This is a genomic window from Buttiauxella sp. AC142, assembly GCF_979253435.1.
In genome coordinates, this window is sequence record NZ_CEEDCH010000001.1 from 2,197,047 (window position 1) to 2,219,698 (window position 22,652).

Here is a 22,652-nt window from a genome sequence, read left to right on the forward strand (position 1 = left end):
ACCGCTCCCCGCATAAAACTGCAGGGAGCGGTGTTAAAAACTTACTTCAGCAAACGCACTTTAACCGATTTGCCTTTAATTTTACCGCTCTGCAATTGCTTCCACGCATGACGCGCTACAGACTCACGGATCGCGACATAAACGTGCATCGGGTGGACATCAATTTTGCCGATATCTGCGCCATCCAGCCCCAAATCACCGGTCAACGCACCGAGAATATCACCCGGACGCATTTTCGCTTTTTTGCCGCCGTCGATGCACAACGTCGCCATAGTCGCTTCCAGCGGTTTGATGCTTCCGGCCGTAGGCGCGGGCTGCCAGCTCAGAGACAAGTTCAACATCTCAGCTAACACGCTGGCACGCTGGGCTTCTTCCGGCGCACATAGGCTAATTGCCAGGCCACTTTCGCCAGCACGAGCGGTACGACCAATGCGGTGAACGTGAACTTCCGGGTCCCAGGAGAGTTCGTAGTTAATCACCATTTCCAGTGCTTTGATGTCCAGGCCACGCGCTGCAACATCCGTTGCGACCAGCACGCGACTACTGCCGTTGGCAAAACGCACCAGCGTTTGATCGCGATCGCGCTGTTCCATGTCGCCATGCAGCGCCAGCACGCTTTGGTTGCTTTCGGTTAGCGCATCACAAACGGCCTGGCAATCTTTCTTGGTGTTACAGAAGACGACGCAAGACGCAGGTTGATGCTTGCTGAGAAGTTTCTGCAACAGGCTAATTTTGCCACTGCGGGAGATTTCATAGAACTGCTGCTCTACAGAAGGCAATTCATCTACGGAATCAATTTCGATGGTTTCTGGCGAACGCTGCACGCGGGAGCTGATTGATGCAATAGCCGTCGGCCAGGTAGCAGAGAAAAGCAGGGTCTGGCGATCTTGCGGCGCATGGCTAATCACTTCGTCAATGGCGTCAGCAAATCCCATATCCAGCATGCGGTCTGCTTCGTCCAGCACCAGCGTTTGCAAGGCATCGAGCTTGACGGTCTCTTTTTTCAGGTGATCCAGCAAACGGCCTGGCGTTGCGACAATCACATGCGGAGCATGTTGCAGCGAATCGCGCTGAGCGCCAAACGGCTGACCGCCACAAAGCGTGAGCACTTTAATATTCGGCATGTAGCGCGCAAGGCGGCGTAATTCTTTTGCCACCTGATCAGCCAGTTCACGAGTCGGGCACAACACCAGCGACTGAGTAATAAACTGACTGGCATCAATGTGTTGCAGTAAACCCAGGCCAAATGCAGCGGTTTTACCACTGCCGGTTTTCGCCTGTGCGCGGACATCTTTCCCAGCCAGAATCGCGGGTAATGCAGCCGCCTGAACAGGCGTCATGGTGTGATAACCAAGTTCGGTGAGGTTGGCGAGTTGTTCTGCAGGCAGAACGTTTAGGGTAGAAAAAGATGTCACAGTTATACTCTCAATTAATGGGCTGTCAGACAGCGTCTGGCGCGCATATTAGCAGATTCGTCGCTGTAACGCGGCAGTTTCCAGCAAATTAGCACTGCCATTTCAAGCCGCACGCTGCGATAAGAGCTGATTTGCCCTGGTTGTCATTACTCCAGTATTAAATCTTTCAATTGATCGATAAAGGTTAATCCAAATCGTCTAATTTGATGCGATATAAACAAACCCAAAACAATGCCGAGATAATTCTCATACGAATAACTGGTCGGATTTCTTATTAATAATTACAATGCGATTCTGCGCGCGGTTACTACAAATAAAAAAGGGATTGTTATGAAAAAGTTAATGATAGCAGCTGTTGCTTCTCTGGTTTTATCTGGCTGCGCGCAGCAAACATTCACTATTAATAAAGAAATTGCTGAGAAACCACAGCAAACCACGACACATCACTTCTTTGTAAGCGGTATTGGCCAAACCAAAACTGTTGATGCGGCGGCGGTATGTGGCGGTGCGGATAAAGTGGTGCGTACAGAAGTTCAGCAGACGTTTGCTGACGGTTTCCTCGGCTTTATCACGTTTGGTATTTACACCCCACGTGATGCACGCGTTTATTGCTCTAAGTAAGTTAAATAGCCAGTGTTATGCACTGGCTTTAAATAATTTAATTTACTAAATTCTTACTCAAGTTAAACCCTCCCCGAATTAATACCCGCCTGCGAATATATCCCTCCTCGGTTTTGAGTTCCACGAACCTTCAATTTCATTAGATAAATCATCTAAACAATATGAATTGCGCAAATTTAAATTCTATGGCGATTCATGTTACCCTCCTGTTACCTACATTAGATGACAAGGTGTCTCATGAAATTTGTTCTTTTATTAAGCCTTTTAGGCCTCGTTCATTCTTCTGTATTTGCCGCCACAGCAACCCGACTATCATGCTCAATGCGTGAAAATATGGTGATTTCGCGTTTTGCTTACAGTCTCACGACGATGAAATGGGACGAACACTTTCAGGTTGCCTCCGGAGTCAGACAGAACAAAACCCAGAATGATGTCCCTTTCCGCGTCACACGGTTTCAAAATGGAGATGACCTGGTGTTCTTCCCGGGGAAACAGACCTACTTCATGTTTTATTCCGGCAATCCTGAGCCAGATCGTTGCGTCGTGCTGAGCACAAGTACCTATGAGATTACGCAGTTGCCGCGCTATGAAAAACCAGATGCATAACGGGATTGTGTGAAGCAAAGAGTGTCGCTAAAAGTGATTTTGTTTTGGTCCGCCACCGGAGCCTCGAACCCCGTACTACAACACTGAGGTTGCCGCTCTTCCCGATGAGCTAGTGGCGGTTTTTAACGCATGCCTGACCCTTCATTTCATAATCACATGAAGATTATAAAGATTGGCCGGCGGCGCATAATACATAAGTGAAATTATCCATGCAATAAATAAGGTTTTAATAGGGCAAACTTATTTTAATCTCTTTAAAACCACGCCATTGAGAAACGCTTTTTACTTCATTTCGTGCTGACTTTCGTCGCCGCAATCCGTACCATACACGCCATGTAGCATGGCTATGCCCCTGCGGTGCCCCTTTTCGAGTTAGAGCGTCAACTAAATGCAAGATAAACAAGAAGTTACTAAAAAAGAACAATACAACCTGAACAAATTACAGAAACGTCTGCGTCGTAACGTGGGCGAAGCTATCGCTGATTACAACATGATTGTAGAAGGCGATCGCATTATGGTTTGCCTGTCCGGTGGCAAAGACAGCTACACCATGCTGGAAATTCTGCGTAATTTGCAGCAGAGCGCGCCGATCAATTTCAGCCTGGTGGCAGTTAACCTCGACCAGAAGCAACCCGGTTTCCCTGAGCACATTCTGCCTGCGTACCTGGAAAGCATTGGTGTTGAGTACAAAATTGTCGAAGAAAACACTTACGGCATCGTAAAAGACAAGATTCCAGAAGGGAAAACCACCTGTTCGCTCTGCTCTCGTTTGCGCCGTGGCATTCTCTATCGCACCGCAACCGAGTTAGGGGCAACGAAAATTGCCCTTGGCCACCATCGCGATGACATTCTTCAGACGATGTTCCTGAATATGTTCTACGGCGGCAAAATGAAAGGCATGCCACCAAAACTGATGAGCGATGACGGCAAGCACATTGTGATTCGCCCGCTGGCCTACTGCCGCGAGAAAGACATTGAGCGTTTCGCCATCGCGCGTGAATACCCGATTATTCCGTGCAACCTGTGTGGTTCACAGCCAAACCTCCAGCGCCAGGTGATTGGCGAGATGCTGCGCGACTGGGATAAACGTTATCCTGGCCGTATCGAAACCATGTTCAGCGCGATGCAAAATGTGGTGCCTTCGCATATGTGCGATACCACGCTGTTTGATTTCAAAGGCCTGAAGCACGGTGCGGAAGTTGTAGACGGTGGCGATTTAGCGTTCGACCGCGAAGAGTTGCCTATGCAGCCTGTTGGCTGGCAGCCAGAAGACGAAGACAGTGATTCCCCTGTGCAACGCCTCGATATCCTCGAAATAAAATAGTCACATCATCCCTCTCCGGCAACGGAGAGGGAAACCTTCACATGTGCGGCGGCGGGTCGATAATCGGTTTTGGATCGGGATCAAGCGGCGGGTCGGGTATCGGCTGCGGCCTGGGAATTGGATCGGGCACAGGCGTGGGTTCGCTCGGGAATGTCGGGTCGCTCATGAATAAGCTTCGATAAAAAGTCATTATGGCCTCCAGTTTTGTACCTTCCCTTTAAGCATAGACAACAAATCGCAGACAAAAAAAAGCCGACTAATAGTCGGCTCGTACGAATCAATTGTGCTATGCAGTAATTCTAAAAAAGGAAGTAAGACAATATGGAGCGCAACGCCCATCGCTTGACGTTGCATTCACCTGCGAGAGAGATAGTGCCTTGAACCGTCGTTCCAGTTATTGACCTGGCTCAATTATCGCAGTCTTTTTTAGTAAGCGCTTTGTTAAAAATGTTAAATTTTACAGCCATTTACTGCGATGTAACCACCAGGCAACACCACCAATAAGAACCACCAACATGATGCAAAACAGGCTAAAACCAAAATGCCAGCCGCCGCCCGGAATGCCGCCTAAATTCACACCAAATAGCCCCGTCAAAAACGTGCTTGGCAAGAATACCATCGCCATTAATGACATGGTATAGGTGCGACGCCCCATCGCTTCTTGCATCACCTGGGCGATTTCATCTGCCATCACAGCTGTACGCGCAATACAGGCGTCGATTTCATCAAGCCCGCGCCCTAACCTGTCGGAAATATCCTGCATCCGACGACGGTGATCATCGGTCATCCACGGCAGTCGCTCACTCGAAAGACGTGCGTAGACATCCCGCTGCGGCGCCATATAACGGCGCATCACAATCAGCTGTTTACGCAGTAAAGCCAGAAAACCTCGTGGAGGGATTTGTTGATCGAGCAAGTTATCTTCGAGATCGATAATTTTGTCATGCAACTGTTCAATAAACTCGCTGGCATGGTCAGTCAGCGCGTCGCATACATCCACCAGCCAACCGCCGGTATCGACCGGTCCTGCGCCCTCTTTGAGGTCATTCACCACGTCATCGAGCGCCAGTACCCGGCGCTGACGCGTTGAGACAATAAGCCGTTCGTCGATGTATAACCGCATTGCGACGAGTTGGTCGGGGCGTTCATCAGTACTACCGTTGATACAGCGCAACGTGATGAGCGTCCCTTCGCCAATGCGCGTCACACGCGGGCGCAAACTTTCGCCGGCCAGCGCATCGCGGGCATAATTGGGCAGTAAAGGTGTGGTCGCCAGCCAGTTTGCGCTATCGGAATGGGTATAATTTAAATGCAGCCAACCAGGATGTGCAGCATCGATAGTGTCATTATCTTCGATGGTTTTGACGCCGCCATTGCCATCGAGTTGCCAGGCTAATACGGCGTCCGGCACTTTTAAATCGTGCCCTTTAATGGTTTCCAAAGCATTTCTCCACGTATTGCCACATTTCTGTTGTCAGTCTAGCCGTCTTCTTTTGTTATGTAACTCGGAAAAATAGGCAAACTTCCTGAATTTGCTCAATAAAAAATGTTACATTTCTGTTGTTTTTCAGATACAGCAATGCCACCAGGGCATACGGAGATGATGTTTGCTAGACGTACGCAGAACTTACACCAATTTAGATTTTCGCCTAAAGGTCATGCGGCAACGCGCAATCACAATCAGTGGTGTCTGGTTTTTGTGGATTAACTTATTGTTCTGCTTATTTATTTTAGGCCGACACTACTTTTCGCCGATAAAACAAATCGCCAGCATCACCCAATCATATCCCGTGCTAGAACTGCTTATGGGGTTGATACTCGCCATCTCGTCGTCGGTGATTTTCCTTTTGCGAATGGCCCCCGATCAACACGCCGAGTGGCTGAGTAAATGCCTGCACGGGGCATTACTGTGCATCAGCGCCCTTTGGGTGTGTTGTTTTTACATCTTCATTGCCAGCGGCGATTCGCGGATTGTGTTCCCCTTCGCCGCGTTGCTGATTTTCACCGCGCTGATTTCACTCTATTTTGATACCCGCGTTTTACTGAGTTTCACCCTGCCCATTTGGGTGGTGATTCTGATTTGTAATTTTGTTTATCCTTCCGACCTCACGGTGCTTAATGCGCTGTTGTATATCCTGCTGGCTGGCTTGTTTGAGTCGGGCCGCCGGATTTTGTGCGGTTGGTTTATTCTGGCCGTCCGCCGTGAGCATGAAAACAGAGATTTGATAACACAGTTACAAACGCTGGCTAACCGCGATCCGTTAACCGGGATTGCCAATCGACGGGTGTTCCATCTGTTGCTGGATAAAGCGCTGCAACGTGAGGAACAATGCAACTCGCCGCTGTCAGTGATTATGTTAGACGTCGATCACTTCAAAAAATATAACGACCATTACGGTCATCAGGCCGGTGATGAATGCCTGATAAAAGTCGCTAAATGCCTTGAAGATGCAGTTCGTTCGACACAAGATGTTGCGGCGCGGTTTGGAGGCGAGGAGTTTATTATGCTGCTTCCTGATACCCCTGCGCAGCAGGCGATTGAGGTGGCAGAACGCATCCAACAGAACTTAAAAGCACTGGCGATTCCCCATGCCGGGTCGCTTGTATTACCCTTCGTCACAATGAGTCTCGGTATCGCAATTTGGGAGCCGGGCATGTCTGCTACGCGACTGATTGCGCAAGCTGATGCGGCGCTGTATCAGGCCAAAGAACAAGGCCGGAACCAGTGGCAACTTTTCCATACTGAAGAATGAGAAGAAAATGAAAATTGGCGTTTTGTTCCCAATAGCCATCATCGTGGCCGCAATCGTGTTTATCACCTGGTTTATTGTCGGGGGTTACGCCACTTCTGTTTCGTGATGAAACAAAAAAGGCCCTGATGCAAGTCAGGGCCTTTAAGATCTAAGTTTAATTAATGCGCCACGATATACATGGTACGGCTGTAAGCAACATCTTCAGGGTTATTAATCGGATACCCTTTCAGCCATGGCTTGATTAAGCGACCATTGGTGTACTGGTAAATCGGTGCGATCGGGGCTTTTTCCTGGAGGATTTTTTCCGCCTGATTGTAATCTTTATTACGCGCGGCATCAGTTGTTTCCTGGCTTGCCTGCTCCAGAACTTTGTCATATTCCGGGGAGTTGAAGCGCGAAATATTACCGCTGTGCGTTGAAGTTAACAGCGACAGGAACGTCGAAGGCTCGTTGTAATCCCCCACCCACGAAGCACGAATTACATCGAAGTTACCGGTGTTGCGGCTATCAATGTACGTTTTCCATTCCTGGTTTTGTAGCTTCACATCCACACCAAGATTTTTCTTCCACATTGATGCCACCGCAATCGCAATCTTCTGATGGTTTTCAGACGTGTTATACAGCAGCGTTAATTTAAGCGGTTTGTTCGGGCCATAACCTGCCGCTTGCAGCAGTGTTTTAGCCTGAGCGTTGGCTTCTTCCTGGCTCATTTGCTCAAATGGTGAAGGCTCTGGCGTAAAGCCCGCCGTCACATCTGGCGTAAAGCGCCATGCCGGTTTCTCACCCGTACCCAATACCTTTTCAGCCATGATATGACGATCAATCGACATGCTCAGGGCAAGACGCACGCGCGCGTCAGCCGTCGGGCCTTTCTGGGTGTTAAAGGCGTAATAATAGGTGCCCAACTGTGGCGGGGTATAAACTTGCCCCGGAATATCTTTCAATAATTTTTGATAGAGGTTTTTCGGGAATGACTCAGTGATATCAATGTCTCCCGCCAGATAACGCTTGGTGGCCGAAGATTCCTGGTTGATAGGAATGAATGTCACCTCGGTGATGACCGTTTTGCTGTTATCCCAGTAATTTTTATTCTGCACCGCCACCAGTTTTTCATTCACGATGCGATCTTTCAGCGCATACGCCCCGTTGCCAACCAGGTTGCCAGGTTTGGTCCAGTCATTGCCGAATTTCTCAACCACTGCTTTTGGCACCGGATAGAGCGAAAAGTTAGCGGTCAGATTCGGGAAGTATGGTACGGGCTTATCGAGATTAATGCGCAGCGTTCTATCATCAACCGCCGTCACGCCCAGTTTATCCGCAGGCATTTTGCCATCAATAATGGCTTGCGCATTGTTGATGCCAGCAAGGGCGGCAAACCAGGCAAATAGTGAGGTGTTTTTCGGATCAACCAAACGCTGCCAGCTATAAACGAAATCTTGTGCGGTAACCGGTGAGCCATCAGACCAGCGCGCGTTGTCGCGCAGGGTAAATGTCCAGGTACGGTTGTCATTACTTTGCCATTTGGTGGCGACACCGGGTTCGAGCTGCCCTTTTTCGTTCTGGTTAACCAGGCCTTCAAACAAATCACGGATCACCTGAATTTCTGGCAACCCAACGGCTTTGGCGGGATCAAGAGAAGCCGGTTCATCTTTAATATGACGAACCAGAGTTTGGTCAGCCGCGAGTTTAGTACCAGCAGGGACATCCGCCGCCCAGGCATTAGAAAAGAGGCTGGCAATGGCTAATGCACAACAAGTAGTCAAAAAACGCTTTTTCATGTTTTACCCTTATGAATAATTTTGTTTGGGCCAGCACTACGCTCACGCCAGTGACAGACAAACAATGTAACGCAATCAACTGTTTTGCCAATAACAAAAATAAATAACGTGACGAAAATCGCCTCCCGGAGGGGTTTTTGTGAATATCGGCGCAAAGGATGAACTGGTCTGACAGGAGATTGTTTCAGATGAGTTTTTTTTAAATCACTGCTATTACTATCAGCATTAAAAATCTGAGTCGATTTAAGGAATGCTATGTCAGCCCACCGCCCTCGTTCACAACGCGGTCATTTGCCGAAAGGCTCCGAGCGTTATGGCAAATCTGTGTTTGGTGCGCCGCTTATCTGGTTCCCGGCCGCACCGAGTGAACAACGCAGCGGCTTAATCATTGCAGGCACGCATGGCGATGAAAATGCGGCCATGGTCACGTTGTCTTGCGCACTGCGCACCCTGGAACCCGAACACCGCCGTCATCACGTTGTGCTGGCGGTGAATCCTGACGGTTGCCAACTGGGTTTACGCGCTAATGCCAACGGTGTGGATTTAAATCGTAATTTCCCGGCGGCAAACTGGAAATCTGGCGAAACCGTTTATCGCTGGAACAGCAGTGCCGATGCACGCGACGTGGTGTTATCGACCGGTAACAAGCCCGGTTCTGAGCCAGAAACTGCTGCGTTATGTCAGCTGATTCATACGTTACAACCTGCATGGATTGTCTCTTTCCACGATCCGCTAGGCTGTATTGAAGATCCCGACAACTCCCCGCTTGGCGCATGGCTTGCGAAAGAGTTTGCGTTGCCGTTAGTGACCAGTGTGGGCTATGAAACTCCAGGGTCATTTGGCAGTTGGTGTGCCGATTTAGGCCTACCTTGTATTACCGCAGAATTCCCGCCCATCTCGGCTGACGAAGCGAGTGAGCGGTATCTGGATGCCATGATGGGCTTACTGCACTGGCAAAAATAAAATTCTTACGGATAAAGTTTCCCGGTTTCAAAGTGCAAACCGGGCTCAACGTCTACCGCAAGCCAGGTTGGGCCATCGAGATCGGCGAAACGGACTTTCGCCGCCAGCGGTAAAGCGGCGGCGATAGCTCTCGACGTACACAACATACAGCCCAACATCACATCAAATCCTGCTTCGCGAGCGGCCTGCGTTAAGGCCAACGCTTCGGTCAAACCACCGGTTTTATCCAGTTTCACGTTCACCATTTCGTAGCGCCCTTTCAGCCCGGCAAGGCTTTCACGAGTATGGCAACTCTCATCCGCGCAAATAGGCAATGGATGGATGAAATTCGCCAGCGCACTGTCCTGCCCGGCAGGCAGCGGCTGTTCAAGCATCGCCACATTCAGATCGGCCAGTAACTGGCAACGCGCCGCCAGGCCGTCACTTTTCCAGGCTTCGTTAGCATCAACGATAATCACTGCCTCTGGCACGGCGGCACGAATCGCCACCATGCGCTCGGTAATGAGTCGGTCGTCAATTTTAACCTTTAACAGACGCGCGCCTTTATCCCACAGCAGTTTCGCGGCGGCCGCCATTTGTTCAGGTTCGGCAATACCGACAGTTTGTGCCGTGGTCACCAGTTCCGGGAGTTCGACCCCAGCAATATGAGAAAGCGTCCGTTGTTTGCGTCGGGCTTCTAAATCCCACAATGCGCTATCAATGGCATTACGCGCAGCGCCCGCCGTGAGTGCATCTTGCAGTTGCGCACGCGTCATTCCTTTTTCCAACTGGGGAATCACCGTGGTGATTTGCGCCAGCACCGATTCCACACTCTCGCCATAGCGCGGATACGGGGTGCACTCACCCACCGCTTTAATGCCGTCTTCTTCCAATTCGACCACAACAACTACCGCTTCGCTGCGTGTACCACGTGAAATCACAAACGGTGTATGGAGGGGCCACGCTTCCTGGTAAACCTTGACTGTTCTCATTATTTTTTGCCTGTCGTCGTTGTTTTTATCGTTGCCAGAGTATAGCCAGAGAACACTTTTACTTGCAGTATCAGTTTTTTATATTCAGATGATGAATACTGACATACACTGTCGGCGGCGTTAATTATATGTAAAAAGGAAAATCAAACATGTCACAAATCGTTCATTTCCAGGGCAACCCTGTAGCGGTTGCAGGTCAGATCCCACAAGCTGGCAACAAAGCTGAAGCTTTCTCACTGGTAGCTAAAGATCTGTCTGACGTTACTCTGAGCCAGTTCGATGGAAAACGTAAAGTCCTGAACATTTTCCCAAGCATTGATACCGGCGTTTGTGCGGCTTCCGTGCGCAAATTCAACCAACTGGCGACAGAAATGGATAACACCGTTGTACTGTGTGTTTCCGCTGACCTGCCATTTGCACAATCTCGCTTCTGCGGCGCAGAAGGCCTGAGCAATGTTGTCACACTGTCTACTCTGCGTAACCCAGAGTTCCAGCAAGCGTACGGTGTTGGTATTTCTGAAGGCGCACTGAAAGGCCTGACGGCTCGTGCCGTAGTGGTTCTTAATGAGAAAGACGAAGTGGTATTCAGCGAGTTAGTGAACGAAATCACTAATGAGCCAGATTATGCCGCAGCACTGGAAGCTCTGAAGGCTTAAGTGTGAATGCCCCCGTGAACCGGGGGCATAATGATTACTCTTCTGTTTTACGCTGGCTCAGGCCGTATTCACGTAATTTGTTCGCAATCGCGGTGTGCGAAACGCCCAAACGTTTAGCCAACTTACGCGTACTTGGATAAGTACGATAAAGCTGTGTGAGCACCGAACGCTCAAAGCGGCTGGTAATATCATCCAGCGACCCTTCCATTGCTTCTTCCCCAACCACTAAACTCGCCGTATCAAAATCTGGCAGCAAAATGTCTTGCGGACGTAACTCGTACCCTTCCAGTTGGGTTAATGCGCGGTAGATAGCATTCTTTAACTGACGCACGTTGCCCGGCCAACCATAACGCGTTAACACGTTGCTTAAATCATTCGCCAGTTTCGGACGCGGAACGCCTTGCTCATCGGCAAAACGGGCCACAAACAGCTCGGTCAGCGGCATGATATCTTGCGGGCGGTCACGCAACGGCGGCAAATTTAGCGTGAGGACGTTCAGGCGATAATAGAGATCTTCACGGAATTCGCCTTTTTGCACCATTTCAATCAGGTTCTTTTGCGTCGCACAGATTACGCGCACATCAACATGAACTTCATGCTCCTCGCCCACGCGACGGAATGTCCCGTCGTTGAGGAAACGCAGCAGTTTTGTCTGCATACGCGGCGACATTTCGCCGATCTCATCCAGCAAAACTGAGCCACCGTTGGCCTGCTCGAAGAAGCCCTTTTTACCTTCGACAGCATTGGCGTATGCGCCTGGTGCATGGCCAAACAATTCGCTTTCAACCACGTCATCCGGCATCGAGCCGCAGTTGAGTGCCAGATACGGTTTCTGCGCTCGTGGGCTGCCAAGATGGCAAGCATGAGCCAGCAAATCTTTACCAGTTCCGGTATCACCCACAATCAGCAGCGGTGCATTCAGCAATGCCAGTTTATGTGCCTGATCAACCACATGGCGCATTTTCGGGCTGACCGCGACAATCTGGCTAAACGCGCCAACATCGGTATTAGAGAGGTTCTGGAGCTGGCGGCCCATGCGGACCGTTGAACGCAGCATCACCACCGCGCCGACTAACGTCGCGCCTTCGTTTTCGCTATCAAGATGAACCGGCGTGATTTCCATCAGGAAATTCTGCCCGTTAATCACCACGTGTTCGGTATGAGATTCCGTCGGCGCACTTTCCAGCCAACGCATAAAGTTAAAACCGTTCACCAGGCTCGCGGCGTTATGGTTACGCAACTTGTCTTCGTTTTGGCCGAACAGTGCACAGCTCGCCGGATTCGCCAGCTCCACTTTGCTTTTCATATCCAGCGACAGCACTGGTTCAGGCAGCGCTTCAAGCAAGGCGCTTAACGCACGATGTTCGCGCTCGGACGGCATCCACGGCACGGTACGCACGTCCGTCACTCCCGGGATGCGACGAATTTCAGCCATCAGACTGCTGAATGTATCGAAGTCGAGAGTAGAGAAATTCAGGTAGATTCGCCCAATGGGATCAATTTCGATACCGCGCAAATCAATACTGCGCAGCACCAGTAAATCAAGTAATTCACGGGTAAGACCAAGACGGTCCTGGCAAAAAACTTCCAGACGCATGGATGTGTCCTTCAATTGCAATAAGCTGAGTCATTGGGTGAAGTGATGATACTCCAGATAACGAATGGTCAGAAGAGATGTGTGAAGAAAAGTTGACAGATAAGTCGCTGAATAGGAGCAATGCCGTAAAGCAAAATGCTCACGGCACTGTTTGTGAGTTACTCGACAGGGCGGGTTTTGCTTTTACTCATTGTCTCTTTGAGCTGAACCAGCAACTGCTTACGGAAATCACCTAAACGCGGTTTATCATTCTCAATCCACGGTAATGGGCGGCAAAGTTCCATTGCTTTAATCCCTAAACGCGCAGTCAGTAAACCGGCTCCAATTCCTTGCGCCGCACGTGTTGAAAGCCTTGCGGCGAGGTCCTGGCCTATCCAGTCCATCCCCACTTCGCGCACCAGTTCGCTGGCCCCGGCAAAGGCTATATTCAGCAAAACCAGGCGGAACAGGCGAATCCGGCTGTAGTAGCCCAACTCAATGCCATACACCGTGGCAATACGGTTAATCAGACGCAAATTTCGCCAGGCAATAAATGCCATATCCACCATAGCCAATGGGCTGACGGCAATCATCAGCGTGGATTCAGCGGCAGAACGGCTGATCTCCCGACGCGCCTGGTTATCCAGCACCGGCTGAACTAATCGGGCATACAGCTCCACCACTTCGCGGTCGTTTTGTGTTTCGTGAATCGCGGCGTACCAGCGTTGCAACGCCGGATGACCCTGATCCAGCCCGGCCTGACGAGCCAGCTTTTCACAGAAGGATTTCCCCTTACCCATGCCGTGGCTGTGCATTAATTCACGGGCTTCATCTCGTTCTTCTGCACGCTGGCGCAAGCGCCATAAACGCCGCCACTCTGTTGCCACAGAACCGACCCCGGCGGCAATAATCAGCCCGCCAGCAATGCCACCGCCGAGGGCAATCCAGTCCTGCGTAACATAAGCGTTGTGCGTCCATTGGATGCCCTGCGCCACGACGCTTATCCCAAACAGCCCCAGACCAACCTGCACCATGCGCCGCCACAGGCTACGTTTCGGGCGCAACGCCGCTTCAATGACGGCTTCCGCCTGTCCATTGTCTTCAACGTCGTCTAAGGTACTGAGCACAGGCGTAAATTTTTCGGCCTCCGGCTCGCTAAAAGCGTGCGGCGCTTTGTAGGTATCTGCTTTTTCCACATCCAGCGGTTGTGCAAAATCAATACGCGGTTTTAATGGTTCGTTCATCGCAATTTATCCCCGATTAAAAACTCCAGCGCCGCATCCATGCGAATGTGCGGCATCGGCCTGTCCACATCCATCACCTGTGGGCGGAACTGTTCAAACTGAAAACCCTGTTTTTCCCAGAATGCGCTGCCCGGTAAACGCGCAGGCACTTCGCCGGGATAAACCGTTAACGGCTCGCCATCACTTAAACGATTGCCGCGTAACGCCGGGATTTGTTCTCCGCGCACATCGACCAGACCGCTTTGCGTCGCCTGCACCGAAGCAAGGCCCATGCAATCCATGTCGATACCTTCGAACGCGGCATTTTGCCAGGCGTCCTGCACCAGTTGTTGAAGCAGCGCGACCATGTTGGCGTGTTGGTCGACGGTGACATGATCGGCCTTGGTGGCGGCAAATAACAGCTTGTCGATAACCGGTGAAAACAGGCGGCGGAACAGCGTGCGCTGGCCGTAATGGAAACTTTGCATCAGTTGCGTGAGCGCCAGACGCATGTCGTTAAATGCTTGCGGGCCGCTGTTGAGCGGTTGCAGGCAATCCACCAGCACAATCTGGCGGTCAAATTTAAGGAAATGGTTCTTATAAAACCCTTTAACCACTTTGTCGCAGTAGTAATCAAAGCGCGTGCGCAGCATACCGATGTTGGTAGTTTTATCAGCCTGAGCAAGTTTTGACTCGCCGATGGCGTCCACAACCGGCCACGGGAAGAATTGCAGCGCGGGGGCTCCCGCCATATCACCGGGCAGCACAAAACGCCCCGGCTGGATAAAGTGCAAACCTTCACGCTTGCAACGCAGCAGGTAATCCGTCCAGGCTTCAGATATTTCTGCCAGTCGGTTTTCATCGGCAGGCGCGAGCGGGTCTAACCCTTCACACAATGTACGCCACTGTGCTGACCACTCGCCGCGATCGCCCGTCAGTAAACTGGTCATCTGACGCGACCAGGTGAGGTAATTTTGCACCAGCATCGGCAAGTCCAGCAGCCACTCACCAGGGTAATCAACAATTTCCAGGTACAACGTTGAGGTGTCTTTAAAGTGACGCAGCAGCGAATCGTTAGAGCGATAACGAAGCGCCAGGCGCATTTCGCTCACCCCACGCGTCGGCGTCGGCCAACTCGGCGGGGAGCCATAAAGCTGCGCCAGACCTTCATCATAGGTAAAACGCTGAATGCCTAAATCGCGCTGCGGCACACGCTTGACGCCCAGCAGACGCTCTTCGCGCACTGCGTTAAGTAACGGCAAACGTGCACCGTTATGCACGCTCAATAATTGATTCACCATCGCGGTGATAAAAGCCGTCTTACCACTGCGGCTTAAACCCGTTACGGCAAGGCGTAAATGCCGGTCTACGCCCCGGTTCATCAGGGCATTCAGTTCATTCTTGATTCTGTTCATATGCGTCCTGGCAGCACCCATCTGTGACTTTAATGAGAAAGGTTATGGGGGTAAATGGTGATAAATCAAAGGACATAGAATCATTTTACACCTATTTACACTGACGCATCGCCAATAGACAGCCCGTTACGTGTTCAGTAATATGCGTTATCTTTTGGCGCAGAACAGGACCGGTTCAGTCATGTCGCCCACCATTTATGATATTGCCCGCTTGGCGAATGTTTCCAAATCCACCGTATCGCGCGTGCTCAATAAGCAAACCAATATTTCACCGGAAGCGCTCGAACGTGTTTTAAAAGCGATTGAAGAGTTAAATTATCAGCCGAATAAATTAGCCCGAGGGCTAACGTCTTCTGGCTTTGATGCGATTATGGTGATCTCCACGCGCTCAACCAAAACCACGGCGGGAAATCCCTTTTTCTCTGAAGTGTTGCACGCAATTACCGCTCGCGCAGAACTGGAAGGTTTTGACGTCATTTTGCAAACATCCAAAAATAGTAAAGAAGATCTGCAAAAGTGCGTCAGTAAAATCAAACAGAAAATGATTAAGGGCATAATTATGCTCAGCTCACCGACCGATGAATCATTTTTTGAAGAGTTAGATCAGTACGCTATTCCGGTGGTTGTCATTGGTAAAGTCGACGGTGAATTCAAGCACGTATGTTCAGTCGATACCGATAATTACCACGACAGTATCGCGCTGACACAAACACTGCTCAATAAAGGGCATCGTAATATTGCCTGTCTGCACGCCCCGCTCGATTATCATGTTTCGGTCGACCGCCTTGCTGGCTTTAAAGATTGCCTGCGTCAGCAAGATATTAACCTGCCTGATGAATGGATCGTCGATGGTGGATATACCAATGAAACGGCACTTGAGGCAGCGCAAAAATTATTAAGCGGGGAGAATATCCCGAAAGCCATATTTGCCACAGATAGCCTGAAGCTAATGAGCATTTACCGTATCGCACAAGAAAAAGGAATCAAAATACCCGAGCAATTATCTGTTGTGGGTTATAGCAATGATATGCTCAGTTTTTTACTTTCCCCACCGCCAGGTGGAATCGAAGTGCCGACACTTGAATTAGGTACCGCAGGCAGTGCCTTGTTGTTTGATAAAATAACAGGGAAAGCAGCACCGGGCAGAACAATCATTCCGACAACAATATCTTTGACAGACTCTATTGCTTGATCTAAATAAGGCGGGTGAATTAGGTTTACCATGCTAGCGCAATTGGCGGGATTGCGCCCGCCAGTTGAATTGCATATAACTCAGAATGCGTAATTCACACCAATGCCTGCGTAATGGAACTTATCGTTCTCACCTTCGTCATGGTTTTCCCACTCGTAGGCATATTCCAGCGTCATTGACAGGCCGTTCTGGAAATCGTAAGCATAGAGCAGACCCAGGCGGTTATAGTCGTGGTCTTCGCGATAAATATCTTCAGACCAGTCCCAGTTTGTCCAGCGATCCAGCCCCAGTCGCGTATAAGGCGTTAAGGTGGTATTCCCTAAAGCAATCGGCAGGTAAGCGCGGATTTCCTGCGTTGAGAACTCACCGTTATTTTTATCGCTTTCGGTGTTAAATCCACGTTCCAAATAATAGTTAGTGCGCACAGAAACGGTTTCATTGATTTTCCAGGTAAATCCAGTTTCCGTTTCAATGCGGCTATCAGAGTACCCGGTTTGGTCAAGATCGTTATCAAAACGATAGTAGGCTAACCAACCGCTAAAGCTCCAGTCATTGTTGATATTCACATTCCAGTCAGGCTGGAATTTATAACGTTGGGTATTAGCTGTTCCATTATTAGATCCGTCATCATTTTTAAAGTGATAACCATAATTACGAAGGCCACCGGTGAAACCCAATGACCATGCATCATTATCAACAATCTGATAGCGAATATCTAATTCAGGACGATTAAAATAAGTGCCACGCGTAAAATTACTATAGTCAGCAGAACCTTCCTGATACATCGTCATCGAGATGGTCCACGCCCCGTAGCTGGCATTGAAATAGACCGATGGCTCATAAAGCCCGTCTTTATCGTCAGCCTGCCCTTCCACGTTTTCTATTTCGTACATGGCACCAATATTGTAATGCCATGCATCAACTTCTGCGGAATGAACATAGAGAGGCCCGGCACAGGCAATAAGCGCTGCGCATTGTATAATTTTTTTCATTTGATTTCCTTGTCAAAAACAACTATGAAGCCGGGAGTAACTTCCCGGCAGGGTACGGTATTAATTATTTAGTTAATGGTGCATTCGGTTTCAGCGTCAAAAAAATGACTTTTATTCATGTCAAAGGTGATTTTTATATTTTGCGCCGCCCGATAATCAACATCTGAATTGGCTCGTAGCGTTAATTCATGCCCGCCCACTGTGGCATATAACATAAATTCAGCTCCGGTGAGTTCGGCAACCGTAATATGTGCATCAATCCCCTCTTCTTTTGGTGATGGCAAAATATCTTCCGGCCGAATCCCCAATATCACTGGTTTATGCTGGTAGTCCGCGAGCTTTAATGCCGCATATTTATCTTCGGGTATCGCCAGTTTCAGCGTTTCGGTAACAAAATGGCCGTTATCCAACGTACCGCGAATGAAATTCATGGATGGCGAACCAATAAAACCGGCAACAAACATATTAGCGGGATGGTTATAAACGGTTTTAGGCGCCCCGACCTGCTGAATAATTCCGTCTTTCATAATCACGATACGCGTCGCCATAGTCATGGCTTCGGTTTGATCATGAGTGACGTAAATCATGGTGGTGTTGAGTTTTTGATGCAGCTTGCTGATTTCTGCACGCATTTGTACGCGCAACCTGGCATCCAGATTCGACAGCGGTTCGTCCATCAGGAACACGCCCGCTTCGCGCACAATGGAGCGCCCCAACGCGACACGCTGGCGTTGCCCGCCGGAAAGAGCCGCCGGTTTGCGATCCAGATAGGTTTTCAACCCCAGAATTGAAGCTGCCCACTGCACGCGTTCATCAATTATTTTGGCATCCAGTTTCTGCATTTTCAGGCCAAATGCCATGTTGTCGTAAACCGACATATGCGGGTATAGCGCGTAGTTTTGGAACACCATGGCGATACCGCGCGATTTTGCAGGAACATCGTTCATGCATACGCCGTCAATCAGCAGTTCGCCGCCGCTAATCTCCTCAAGCCCGGCAATCATGCGTAAAGTTGTGGATTTTCCGCAGCCAGAGGGGCCCACAAAGACGATAAATTCTTTGTCTTCGATTTCGAGGGTGAAATCTTTCACCACATGAACATGGTTATTATAAATTTTCTGAATGTGCTGCAACGAGAGTTGTGCCATCACGTGTTCCTTTTCTCACACAGCGTTCACGCTATGTTGGGTTAGCCAGAATGTTTGCAGAAGCGGCCAGTTCAGTTGCGCGGTATCTGGCAGCAATAAATCAGCGTTTAAGAGCTGCACTCCAATTCCTACCGAAAGCATACCGCTGGCGTTAATCGACTCGATTCCTGCCTGGGCATCCTCGATACCGATACAGTTAGCGGGTGCAACACTCAGCCCCGCACAGGCGGCGATGAATATTTCGGGATCGGGCTTTGAGCGCTGAATTCGGCTGGCATCAGCACAGAAATCAAATTGCTCGACTAAACCGAGCGCCTCAAGAATGCGTGGGGCATTTAACGAAACCGACGCCAGGCCAACGCGCACATCCTGCCGATGAAGTTCTTCGAGCAATGCCGCAATGCCAGGCAATACTGAACCGGGGTTCAATTGCTGAAGGGAGGCGACGTAGAAAGCATTTTTGCGCTCCGCCAGGCGATGTTTATCCTGCGCGCTATAGCGATGTTCTGCCCCGCCGCTACGCAAGATTCTCTCCAGAGAACCCATACGACTGATGCCTTTAAGCTGCTCGTTTATCTGCTCGTCAATCGCAATACCTATCTCATGAGCGATACGCTGCCAGGCCAAAAAATGCAGATGCGCGGTATCGGTCACCACGCCATCTAAATCAAAGATTACCGCCAGAGGTTTCATTGTTTCGTCCCTTTTGTGGTACCGCTCCCATTAACGGGCGCAAAAAACTCAGCCAGTAAAAAAGTTTGTGTACCAACAAATGAGACGTGCTTTCCACCCAGCCAAAGCGTTAGCGGTGTATTTTGTGCGCCAGAAATTGTGACGTGCTGGTGAGTTAACATCAGATGAATTTGTGTTCCTTGCCAGAAAAACGGCAGCGCGACAGATTGCCACTGCGCGGGCATTCGTGGGTTTAGGTGAAGTTCGCCCTGTTCGACGGTTAACCCAACAAACCCCTGTACCGCGCCCAGCCAGATTGCGCCCGTGGCGGCAGCATGAATGCCGTCGTCACAGCTATGTGGATCGTCGCCGAGGTCAATAAGGCCCGCCTGCTGCCAGAATTCGTAAGCTTGATTGACTCGGTGACAACGAGCGGCAATCACACCGTGAATTGCTTTGCTCAGTGACGAGTCGTGAATCGTCCTTGGTTCGTAGTACCCAAGATTCGCCTCCAACTGTTCAGCCGTAAAACGCCACGGCAACATGTAAGTGAGCATCACCACATCAGCCTGTTTGAGGATTTGCATCTCGTTGACTTCAGCGCGTGAATAATCGAGCAAAATCGCCTGCGTGCCCTGCTGCTGTTTGTAACGAGTGAGATCGATAGTCGGTTTACTAAAGAAGGTATCGTCTTGAGCAATCAGGTTCTGCTCATTGGCAGGTGGCAGCCAAAGGCGTTCCAGAAAATCATCCGCGGCACTGACAAATGCAGAGTCCTGAATGCCGAATTGCTGCACATAGTGCCTTGCCCGCTCTACGTTATGGAATGCCAGATAATTGGTGTACGCGTTGTTATCAACATGCTCGGTGTATTCATCCGGGCCGATAACATCGTGCAGTTCCAGCCTTCCGTTCACATTCACCGCCCGGCTTATCCAGAATCGTGCAGTTTCCAGAAGCAGGGTCACTCCGCGTTCGCGCATGAAAACTTCGTCGGCAGTTACCTGATAATACGCATCAACAGCCCAGGCAATATCAGCGACAAGATGGTGTTCCGCCAGCGCGGAAGCAACCTTCTGGCGCAAACCCGTGCGGATATTAATTGCGGCAAACTCAGGGGTTTCCTCTTCACCCGTCCACGCGCTTTCCCACGGGAATAGCGCACCCTGCCAGCCGTTTTCCCGTGCTTTTTTCTGCCCACCACGCAAGTTATGCCAACGGTAACTCAGTAACTGGCGGGCAATATGTGGCTGAGTCATTAAATGAAATGGCAGCAGGAAAACTTCAGTATCCCAGAAAACATGGCCTTTATAGCCCTCACCCGTCAGTCCTTTCGCGGCAATGCTACAGCGCTCGTTGTGAACGGGCGTCATGGCGTAAAGATGGTACAACGCGAAATCCAGCGCGATTTGATCTTCTTCATTCACGCTCTCGAGCTTCACGCGACTACGCTGCCAGTAACCATTCCAGACCTGAGCTGACTGCGCAAGAAGCTGTTCGTACCCGCACTCAACGCATTGCATCAGGTTTTGCAGTGCGAATTCCGCGCAGGTTTCAGCGCGATAGTTTTCATCAAGCGAGCTGGCAATCCAGCTAGTTTTCACCAGGCTGAAAGCTTCACCCTGGGCGACAAGGCCGCTACAGTGCTGTGTCAGACGGCGGTTTTTCGCATAAAAACTGCTGTGACTTTCAGATGGTAGCGCGCAATAACTGCTGATAATCACTTCGTTGCTACCATCGAGCGTGCGATAGCAGCCTTGCAAGTAACGCTGTTCAAAAACGCGAACGCTGGTTTCATCCAGGTGTTGACGGCCAGAGTTGGTTTGCGTGGCGTCGATTCCAGTGCTGATTGTGACTGTAGCTTCGCTATCCTGCGGTGTAATGGCGATGCGTGAACAAACCAGCGAGTGCTGCGCGGCAGATAAAAACCGCTGGCATTCGATTCGATAACGCTTGCCGTTTGGGGCCAGCCACAGCACGTTGCGGCGCAGCTCTCCGGTGGCAAAATCCAGCTCGCGCTGGTATTCCACGACTTGACCTGCCAACAGCGTGAAAATTTCACCATCCAGTTCGATGCGCATCTGCAGGACGTCTGGCAAGTTCACCAGTTCCGTCGTTTCAAGTGGCGAACTGCGATGGTAAAAGCCCGCCAGATACATGCCGCGAGTCTGATCGGTATACGCTTCTTCATGGCAGGCGCGTAGGCCAAGATAGCCGTTACCCGCCGTCATTAAAGTGGCAAATTTATTCAGCGTATGGGGGCTAAATTGCAGCTCCTGAAGCCTTGTGAGAGTGCTCATAACTCTATGCTCTCTCCTGATTCTGCCGCGCGATAAATAGCCGCAACCAGTTGCTGAATAAGGTAGCCCTGCTCTGCATCAGCGATGCTGACCGGTGCGCCAAGCACATGATCAACAAAGGCACGCATACTTTTGAAGTGGCGTTCAGTGTCTGCACTTTCACGTTGTGACAACGTCACTAATTTACCCGCTTCATCCTGATAGATATGTGCCGGGAACAGCGTTGCACCTGCATTCACGCCGCAGAACTCGACGTTCATCACCGAAACCGGTTCTATATTCAGTGCGAACGAGGTTTCCAGTCGCAAGATACCCCCGTTGCGGAACTCAACAGTGGCAAACAGCGCGTCTTCAACGGTGTAGGATTTCGGGTCCCACTCGCCAAATTGCCCGCTATGTTTGAGCGTGCCGAGTTTCTGGAATGAATGAGCATAAACGCGCTTCACCGCCGGGAATCCCAGCACGTACATGGCCGCATCAAGCATATGAATGCCGATATCAATTAACGGCCCGCCGCCCTGCAACTCTTTGTTGGTAAACACGCCCCAGCCGGGCACACCACAACGGCGCAGCGCTTTTGCGGTGGTGACATAAATTTCACCCAGCGTCCCGGCGACCACTTGTTCTCGTAAAAACTGCGTGTCGCTGGCAAAACGGTGGTGGAAATCGTAAGCCAGCACTTTCCCGGCTTTACGCGCGGCATCACGCATTTCAGCGGCCTCTTCCGGTGTCATCGCTGGTGGTTTTTCACACATCACATGGCAGCCGTTTTCCAGCGCCTGCATAACATGCTGATGGTGGAAACGGTTTGGTGTACACACACTAATGATATCCGGCTGGCACTGGCGATACATTTCATCCGCATCTGCGAATGCATGTGCAATCCCCAGTCGATTTGCCAGGGACTGCGCTCGCTCGATATTGCTGTCGACGACAGCCACCAGTTCCAGTTCGCTTCGGGTCAGGTAATACGACGCATGTACGGTTTCTGCGACCTGGCCGCCACCGATAATCGCCACCCTGAGTTTTCGACTCATCTCACGTTGC

The 22,652-nt window shown here is 50.4% G+C and carries 21 protein-coding genes; 8 read left to right on the forward strand and 13 right to left on the reverse strand.

Annotated elements, in window-relative coordinates:
- Positions 1-41: 41 nt before the first annotated feature.
- Positions 42-1,415: an ATP-dependent RNA helicase DbpA gene (gene dbpA / locus AC0IWZ_RS10080; RefSeq protein WP_034495531.1), complete on the reverse strand. Its 1,374-nt coding sequence runs from the start codon at positions 1,413-1,415 to the stop codon at positions 42-44.
- 330 nt (positions 1,416-1,745) lie between these two features.
- On the opposite strand from dbpA, the gene AC0IWZ_RS10085 reads away from it, so the two are divergent.
- From AC0IWZ_RS10085 to ttcA, 3 genes are all read left to right on the forward strand, one after another.
- Positions 1,746-2,036: a Bor family protein gene (locus AC0IWZ_RS10085; protein ID WP_034495534.1), complete on the forward strand. Its 291-nt coding sequence runs from the start codon at positions 1,746-1,748 to the stop codon at positions 2,034-2,036.
- A gap of 237 nt (positions 2,037-2,273) precedes the next feature.
- Positions 2,274-2,642 carry a hypothetical protein gene (locus AC0IWZ_RS10090; protein ID WP_232062578.1) on the forward strand — a complete coding sequence of 123 codons (369 nt, stop codon included), beginning with the start codon at positions 2,274-2,276 and terminating at the stop codon, positions 2,640-2,642.
- A gap of 388 nt (positions 2,643-3,030) precedes the next feature.
- On the forward strand, positions 3,031-3,966 hold the full coding sequence (gene ttcA, locus AC0IWZ_RS10095; protein WP_034495539.1) for a tRNA 2-thiocytidine(32) synthetase TtcA: 936 nt from the start codon (positions 3,031-3,033) through the stop codon (positions 3,964-3,966).
- 37 nt (positions 3,967-4,003) lie between these two features.
- On the opposite strand, the gene ynaL is transcribed toward ttcA, so the two are convergent.
- Together ynaL and zntB are read right to left on the reverse strand one after the other, a co-directional pair.
- Positions 4,004-4,156, reverse strand: a complete 153-nt coding sequence (ynaL, locus tag AC0IWZ_RS10100; RefSeq protein ID WP_156104874.1) for a proline-rich small protein YnaL — start codon at positions 4,154-4,156, stop codon at positions 4,004-4,006.
- Positions 4,157-4,423: 267 nt separating this feature from the next.
- Complete coding sequence (gene zntB / locus AC0IWZ_RS10105) at positions 4,424-5,407, reverse strand: zinc transporter ZntB (RefSeq protein ID WP_259267066.1); 984 nt, start codon at positions 5,405-5,407, stop codon at positions 4,424-4,426.
- Positions 5,408-5,624: 217 nt separating this feature from the next.
- Here zntB and AC0IWZ_RS10110 point away from each other — a divergent pair, with 217 nt between their 5' ends.
- Both AC0IWZ_RS10110 and AC0IWZ_RS10115 read left to right on the forward strand, forming a co-directional pair.
- Positions 5,625-6,719 carry a GGDEF domain-containing protein gene (locus tag AC0IWZ_RS10110; RefSeq protein WP_471679066.1) on the forward strand — a complete coding sequence of 365 codons (1,095 nt, stop codon included), beginning with the start codon at positions 5,625-5,627 and terminating at the stop codon, positions 6,717-6,719.
- A 7-nt stretch (positions 6,720-6,726) separates the two neighbouring features.
- Positions 6,727-6,825 (forward strand): YoaK family small membrane protein, encoded by a 99-nt coding sequence (locus tag AC0IWZ_RS10115; protein ID WP_034495548.1) that lies wholly within the window; start codon positions 6,727-6,729, stop codon positions 6,823-6,825.
- 52 nt (positions 6,826-6,877) lie between these two features.
- On the opposite strand, the gene AC0IWZ_RS10120 is transcribed toward AC0IWZ_RS10115, so the two are convergent.
- Positions 6,878-8,497 carry a peptide ABC transporter substrate-binding protein gene (locus AC0IWZ_RS10120; RefSeq protein WP_471677414.1) on the reverse strand — a complete coding sequence of 540 codons (1,620 nt, stop codon included), beginning with the start codon at positions 8,495-8,497 and terminating at the stop codon, positions 6,878-6,880.
- Positions 8,498-8,752: 255 nt separating this feature from the next.
- Here AC0IWZ_RS10120 and mpaA point away from each other — a divergent pair, with 255 nt between their 5' ends.
- Complete coding sequence (gene mpaA, locus AC0IWZ_RS10125) at positions 8,753-9,460, forward strand: murein tripeptide amidase MpaA (RefSeq protein WP_410372861.1); 708 nt, start codon at positions 8,753-8,755, stop codon at positions 9,458-9,460.
- A gap of 5 nt (positions 9,461-9,465) precedes the next feature.
- On the opposite strand, the gene ycjG is transcribed toward mpaA, so the two are convergent.
- Positions 9,466-10,431: an L-Ala-D/L-Glu epimerase gene (gene ycjG / locus AC0IWZ_RS10130; protein ID WP_410372862.1), complete on the reverse strand. Its 966-nt coding sequence runs from the start codon at positions 10,429-10,431 to the stop codon at positions 9,466-9,468.
- A gap of 149 nt (positions 10,432-10,580) precedes the next feature.
- Between ycjG and tpx the strand changes: the two genes are divergently transcribed.
- Positions 10,581-11,087 carry a thiol peroxidase gene (gene tpx / locus AC0IWZ_RS10135; protein ID WP_034495560.1) on the forward strand — a complete coding sequence of 169 codons (507 nt, stop codon included), beginning with the start codon at positions 10,581-10,583 and terminating at the stop codon, positions 11,085-11,087.
- Positions 11,088-11,121: 34 nt separating this feature from the next.
- On the opposite strand, the gene tyrR is transcribed toward tpx, so the two are convergent.
- From tyrR to AC0IWZ_RS10150, 3 genes are all read right to left on the reverse strand, one after another.
- On the reverse strand, positions 11,122-12,684 hold the full coding sequence (gene tyrR / locus AC0IWZ_RS10140) for a transcriptional regulator TyrR (protein ID WP_034495563.1): 1,563 nt from the start codon (positions 12,682-12,684) through the stop codon (positions 11,122-11,124).
- A 158-nt stretch (positions 12,685-12,842) separates the two neighbouring features.
- Positions 12,843-13,907 carry a TIGR01620 family protein gene (locus AC0IWZ_RS10145; RefSeq protein WP_471680498.1) on the reverse strand — a complete coding sequence of 355 codons (1,065 nt, stop codon included), beginning with the start codon at positions 13,905-13,907 and terminating at the stop codon, positions 12,843-12,845.
- A complete protein-coding gene (locus AC0IWZ_RS10150; RefSeq protein WP_471677412.1) occupies positions 13,904-15,301 on the reverse strand; it encodes a YcjX family GTP-binding protein in 1,398 nt (465 codons plus the stop codon). Before AC0IWZ_RS10150 ends, AC0IWZ_RS10145 begins: the two co-directional genes overlap by 4 nt.
- 181 nt (positions 15,302-15,482) lie before the next feature.
- Here AC0IWZ_RS10150 and AC0IWZ_RS10155 point away from each other — a divergent pair, with 181 nt between their 5' ends.
- Positions 15,483-16,493: a LacI family DNA-binding transcriptional regulator gene (locus AC0IWZ_RS10155; protein ID WP_471677411.1), complete on the forward strand. Its 1,011-nt coding sequence runs from the start codon at positions 15,483-15,485 to the stop codon at positions 16,491-16,493.
- Between the two features lie 80 nt (positions 16,494-16,573).
- Here AC0IWZ_RS10155 and AC0IWZ_RS10160 read toward each other — a convergent pair whose 3' ends face one another.
- The 5 genes from AC0IWZ_RS10160 to AC0IWZ_RS10180 all read right to left on the reverse strand — a co-directional run bounded on the left by AC0IWZ_RS10160 (position 16,574) and on the right by AC0IWZ_RS10180 (position 22,642).
- Entirely contained in the window at positions 16,574-17,485 is a 912-nt protein-coding gene (locus AC0IWZ_RS10160) for an OmpG family monomeric porin (RefSeq protein ID WP_471677410.1), read from the reverse strand.
- A 68-nt stretch (positions 17,486-17,553) separates the two neighbouring features.
- Positions 17,554-18,633, reverse strand: a complete 1,080-nt coding sequence (locus tag AC0IWZ_RS10165) for an ABC transporter ATP-binding protein (RefSeq protein WP_471677409.1) — start codon at positions 18,631-18,633, stop codon at positions 17,554-17,556.
- Between the two features lie 15 nt (positions 18,634-18,648).
- Entirely contained in the window at positions 18,649-19,326 is a 678-nt protein-coding gene (gene pgmB / locus AC0IWZ_RS10170) for a beta-phosphoglucomutase (RefSeq protein ID WP_471677408.1), read from the reverse strand.
- Positions 19,323-21,605 (reverse strand): glycoside hydrolase family 65 protein, encoded by a 2,283-nt coding sequence (locus AC0IWZ_RS10175; RefSeq protein ID WP_471677407.1) that lies wholly within the window; start codon positions 21,603-21,605, stop codon positions 19,323-19,325. Before AC0IWZ_RS10175 ends, pgmB begins: the two co-directional genes overlap by 4 nt.
- On the reverse strand, positions 21,602-22,642 hold the full coding sequence (locus AC0IWZ_RS10180; RefSeq protein WP_471677406.1) for a Gfo/Idh/MocA family protein: 1,041 nt from the start codon (positions 22,640-22,642) through the stop codon (positions 21,602-21,604). The genes AC0IWZ_RS10175 and AC0IWZ_RS10180 overlap by 4 nt, the downstream gene beginning before the upstream one ends.
- Positions 22,643-22,652: the final 10 nt, after the last annotated feature.

Coding starts and splice junctions, on each gene's coding strand:
- AC0IWZ_RS10085 (WP_034495534.1), top strand. CDS start 1,746: ATGAAAAAGTTAATGATAGCAGCTGTTGCTTCTCTGGTTTTATCTGGC.
- AC0IWZ_RS10090 (WP_232062578.1), top strand. CDS start 2,274: ATGAAATTTGTTCTTTTATTAAGCCTTTTAGGCCTCGTTCATTCTTCT.
- ttcA (WP_034495539.1), top strand. CDS start 3,031: ATGCAAGATAAACAAGAAGTTACTAAAAAAGAACAATACAACCTGAAC.
- ynaL (WP_156104874.1), bottom strand. CDS start 4,156: ATGACTTTTTATCGAAGCTTATTCATGAGCGACCCGACATTCCCGAGC.
- AC0IWZ_RS10110 (WP_471679066.1), top strand. CDS start 5,625: ATGCGGCAACGCGCAATCACAATCAGTGGTGTCTGGTTTTTGTGGATT.
- AC0IWZ_RS10115 (WP_034495548.1), top strand. CDS start 6,727: ATGAAAATTGGCGTTTTGTTCCCAATAGCCATCATCGTGGCCGCAATC.
- AC0IWZ_RS10120 (WP_471677414.1), bottom strand. CDS start 8,497: ATGAAAAAGCGTTTTTTGACTACTTGTTGTGCATTAGCCATTGCCAGC.
- mpaA (WP_410372861.1), top strand. CDS start 8,753: ATGTCAGCCCACCGCCCTCGTTCACAACGCGGTCATTTGCCGAAAGGC.
- ycjG (WP_410372862.1), bottom strand. CDS start 10,431: ATGAGAACAGTCAAGGTTTACCAGGAAGCGTGGCCCCTCCATACACCG.
- tpx (WP_034495560.1), top strand. CDS start 10,581: ATGTCACAAATCGTTCATTTCCAGGGCAACCCTGTAGCGGTTGCAGGT.
- tyrR (WP_034495563.1), bottom strand. CDS start 12,684: ATGCGTCTGGAAGTTTTTTGCCAGGACCGTCTTGGTCTTACCCGTGAA.
- AC0IWZ_RS10145 (WP_471680498.1), bottom strand. CDS start 13,907: ATGAACGAACCATTAAAACCGCGTATTGATTTTGCACAACCGCTGGAT.
- AC0IWZ_RS10150 (WP_471677412.1), bottom strand. CDS start 15,301: ATGAACAGAATCAAGAATGAACTGAATGCCCTGATGAACCGGGGCGTA.
- AC0IWZ_RS10155 (WP_471677411.1), top strand. CDS start 15,483: ATGTCGCCCACCATTTATGATATTGCCCGCTTGGCGAATGTTTCCAAA.
- AC0IWZ_RS10160 (WP_471677410.1), bottom strand. CDS start 17,485: ATGAAAAAAATTATACAATGCGCAGCGCTTATTGCCTGTGCCGGGCCT.
- AC0IWZ_RS10165 (WP_471677409.1), bottom strand. CDS start 18,633: ATGGCACAACTCTCGTTGCAGCACATTCAGAAAATTTATAATAACCAT.
- pgmB (WP_471677408.1), bottom strand. CDS start 19,326: ATGAAACCTCTGGCGGTAATCTTTGATTTAGATGGCGTGGTGACCGAT.
- AC0IWZ_RS10175 (WP_471677407.1), bottom strand. CDS start 21,605: ATGAGCACTCTCACAAGGCTTCAGGAGCTGCAATTTAGCCCCCATACG.
- AC0IWZ_RS10180 (WP_471677406.1), bottom strand. CDS start 22,642: ATGAGTCGAAAACTCAGGGTGGCGATTATCGGTGGCGGCCAGGTCGCA.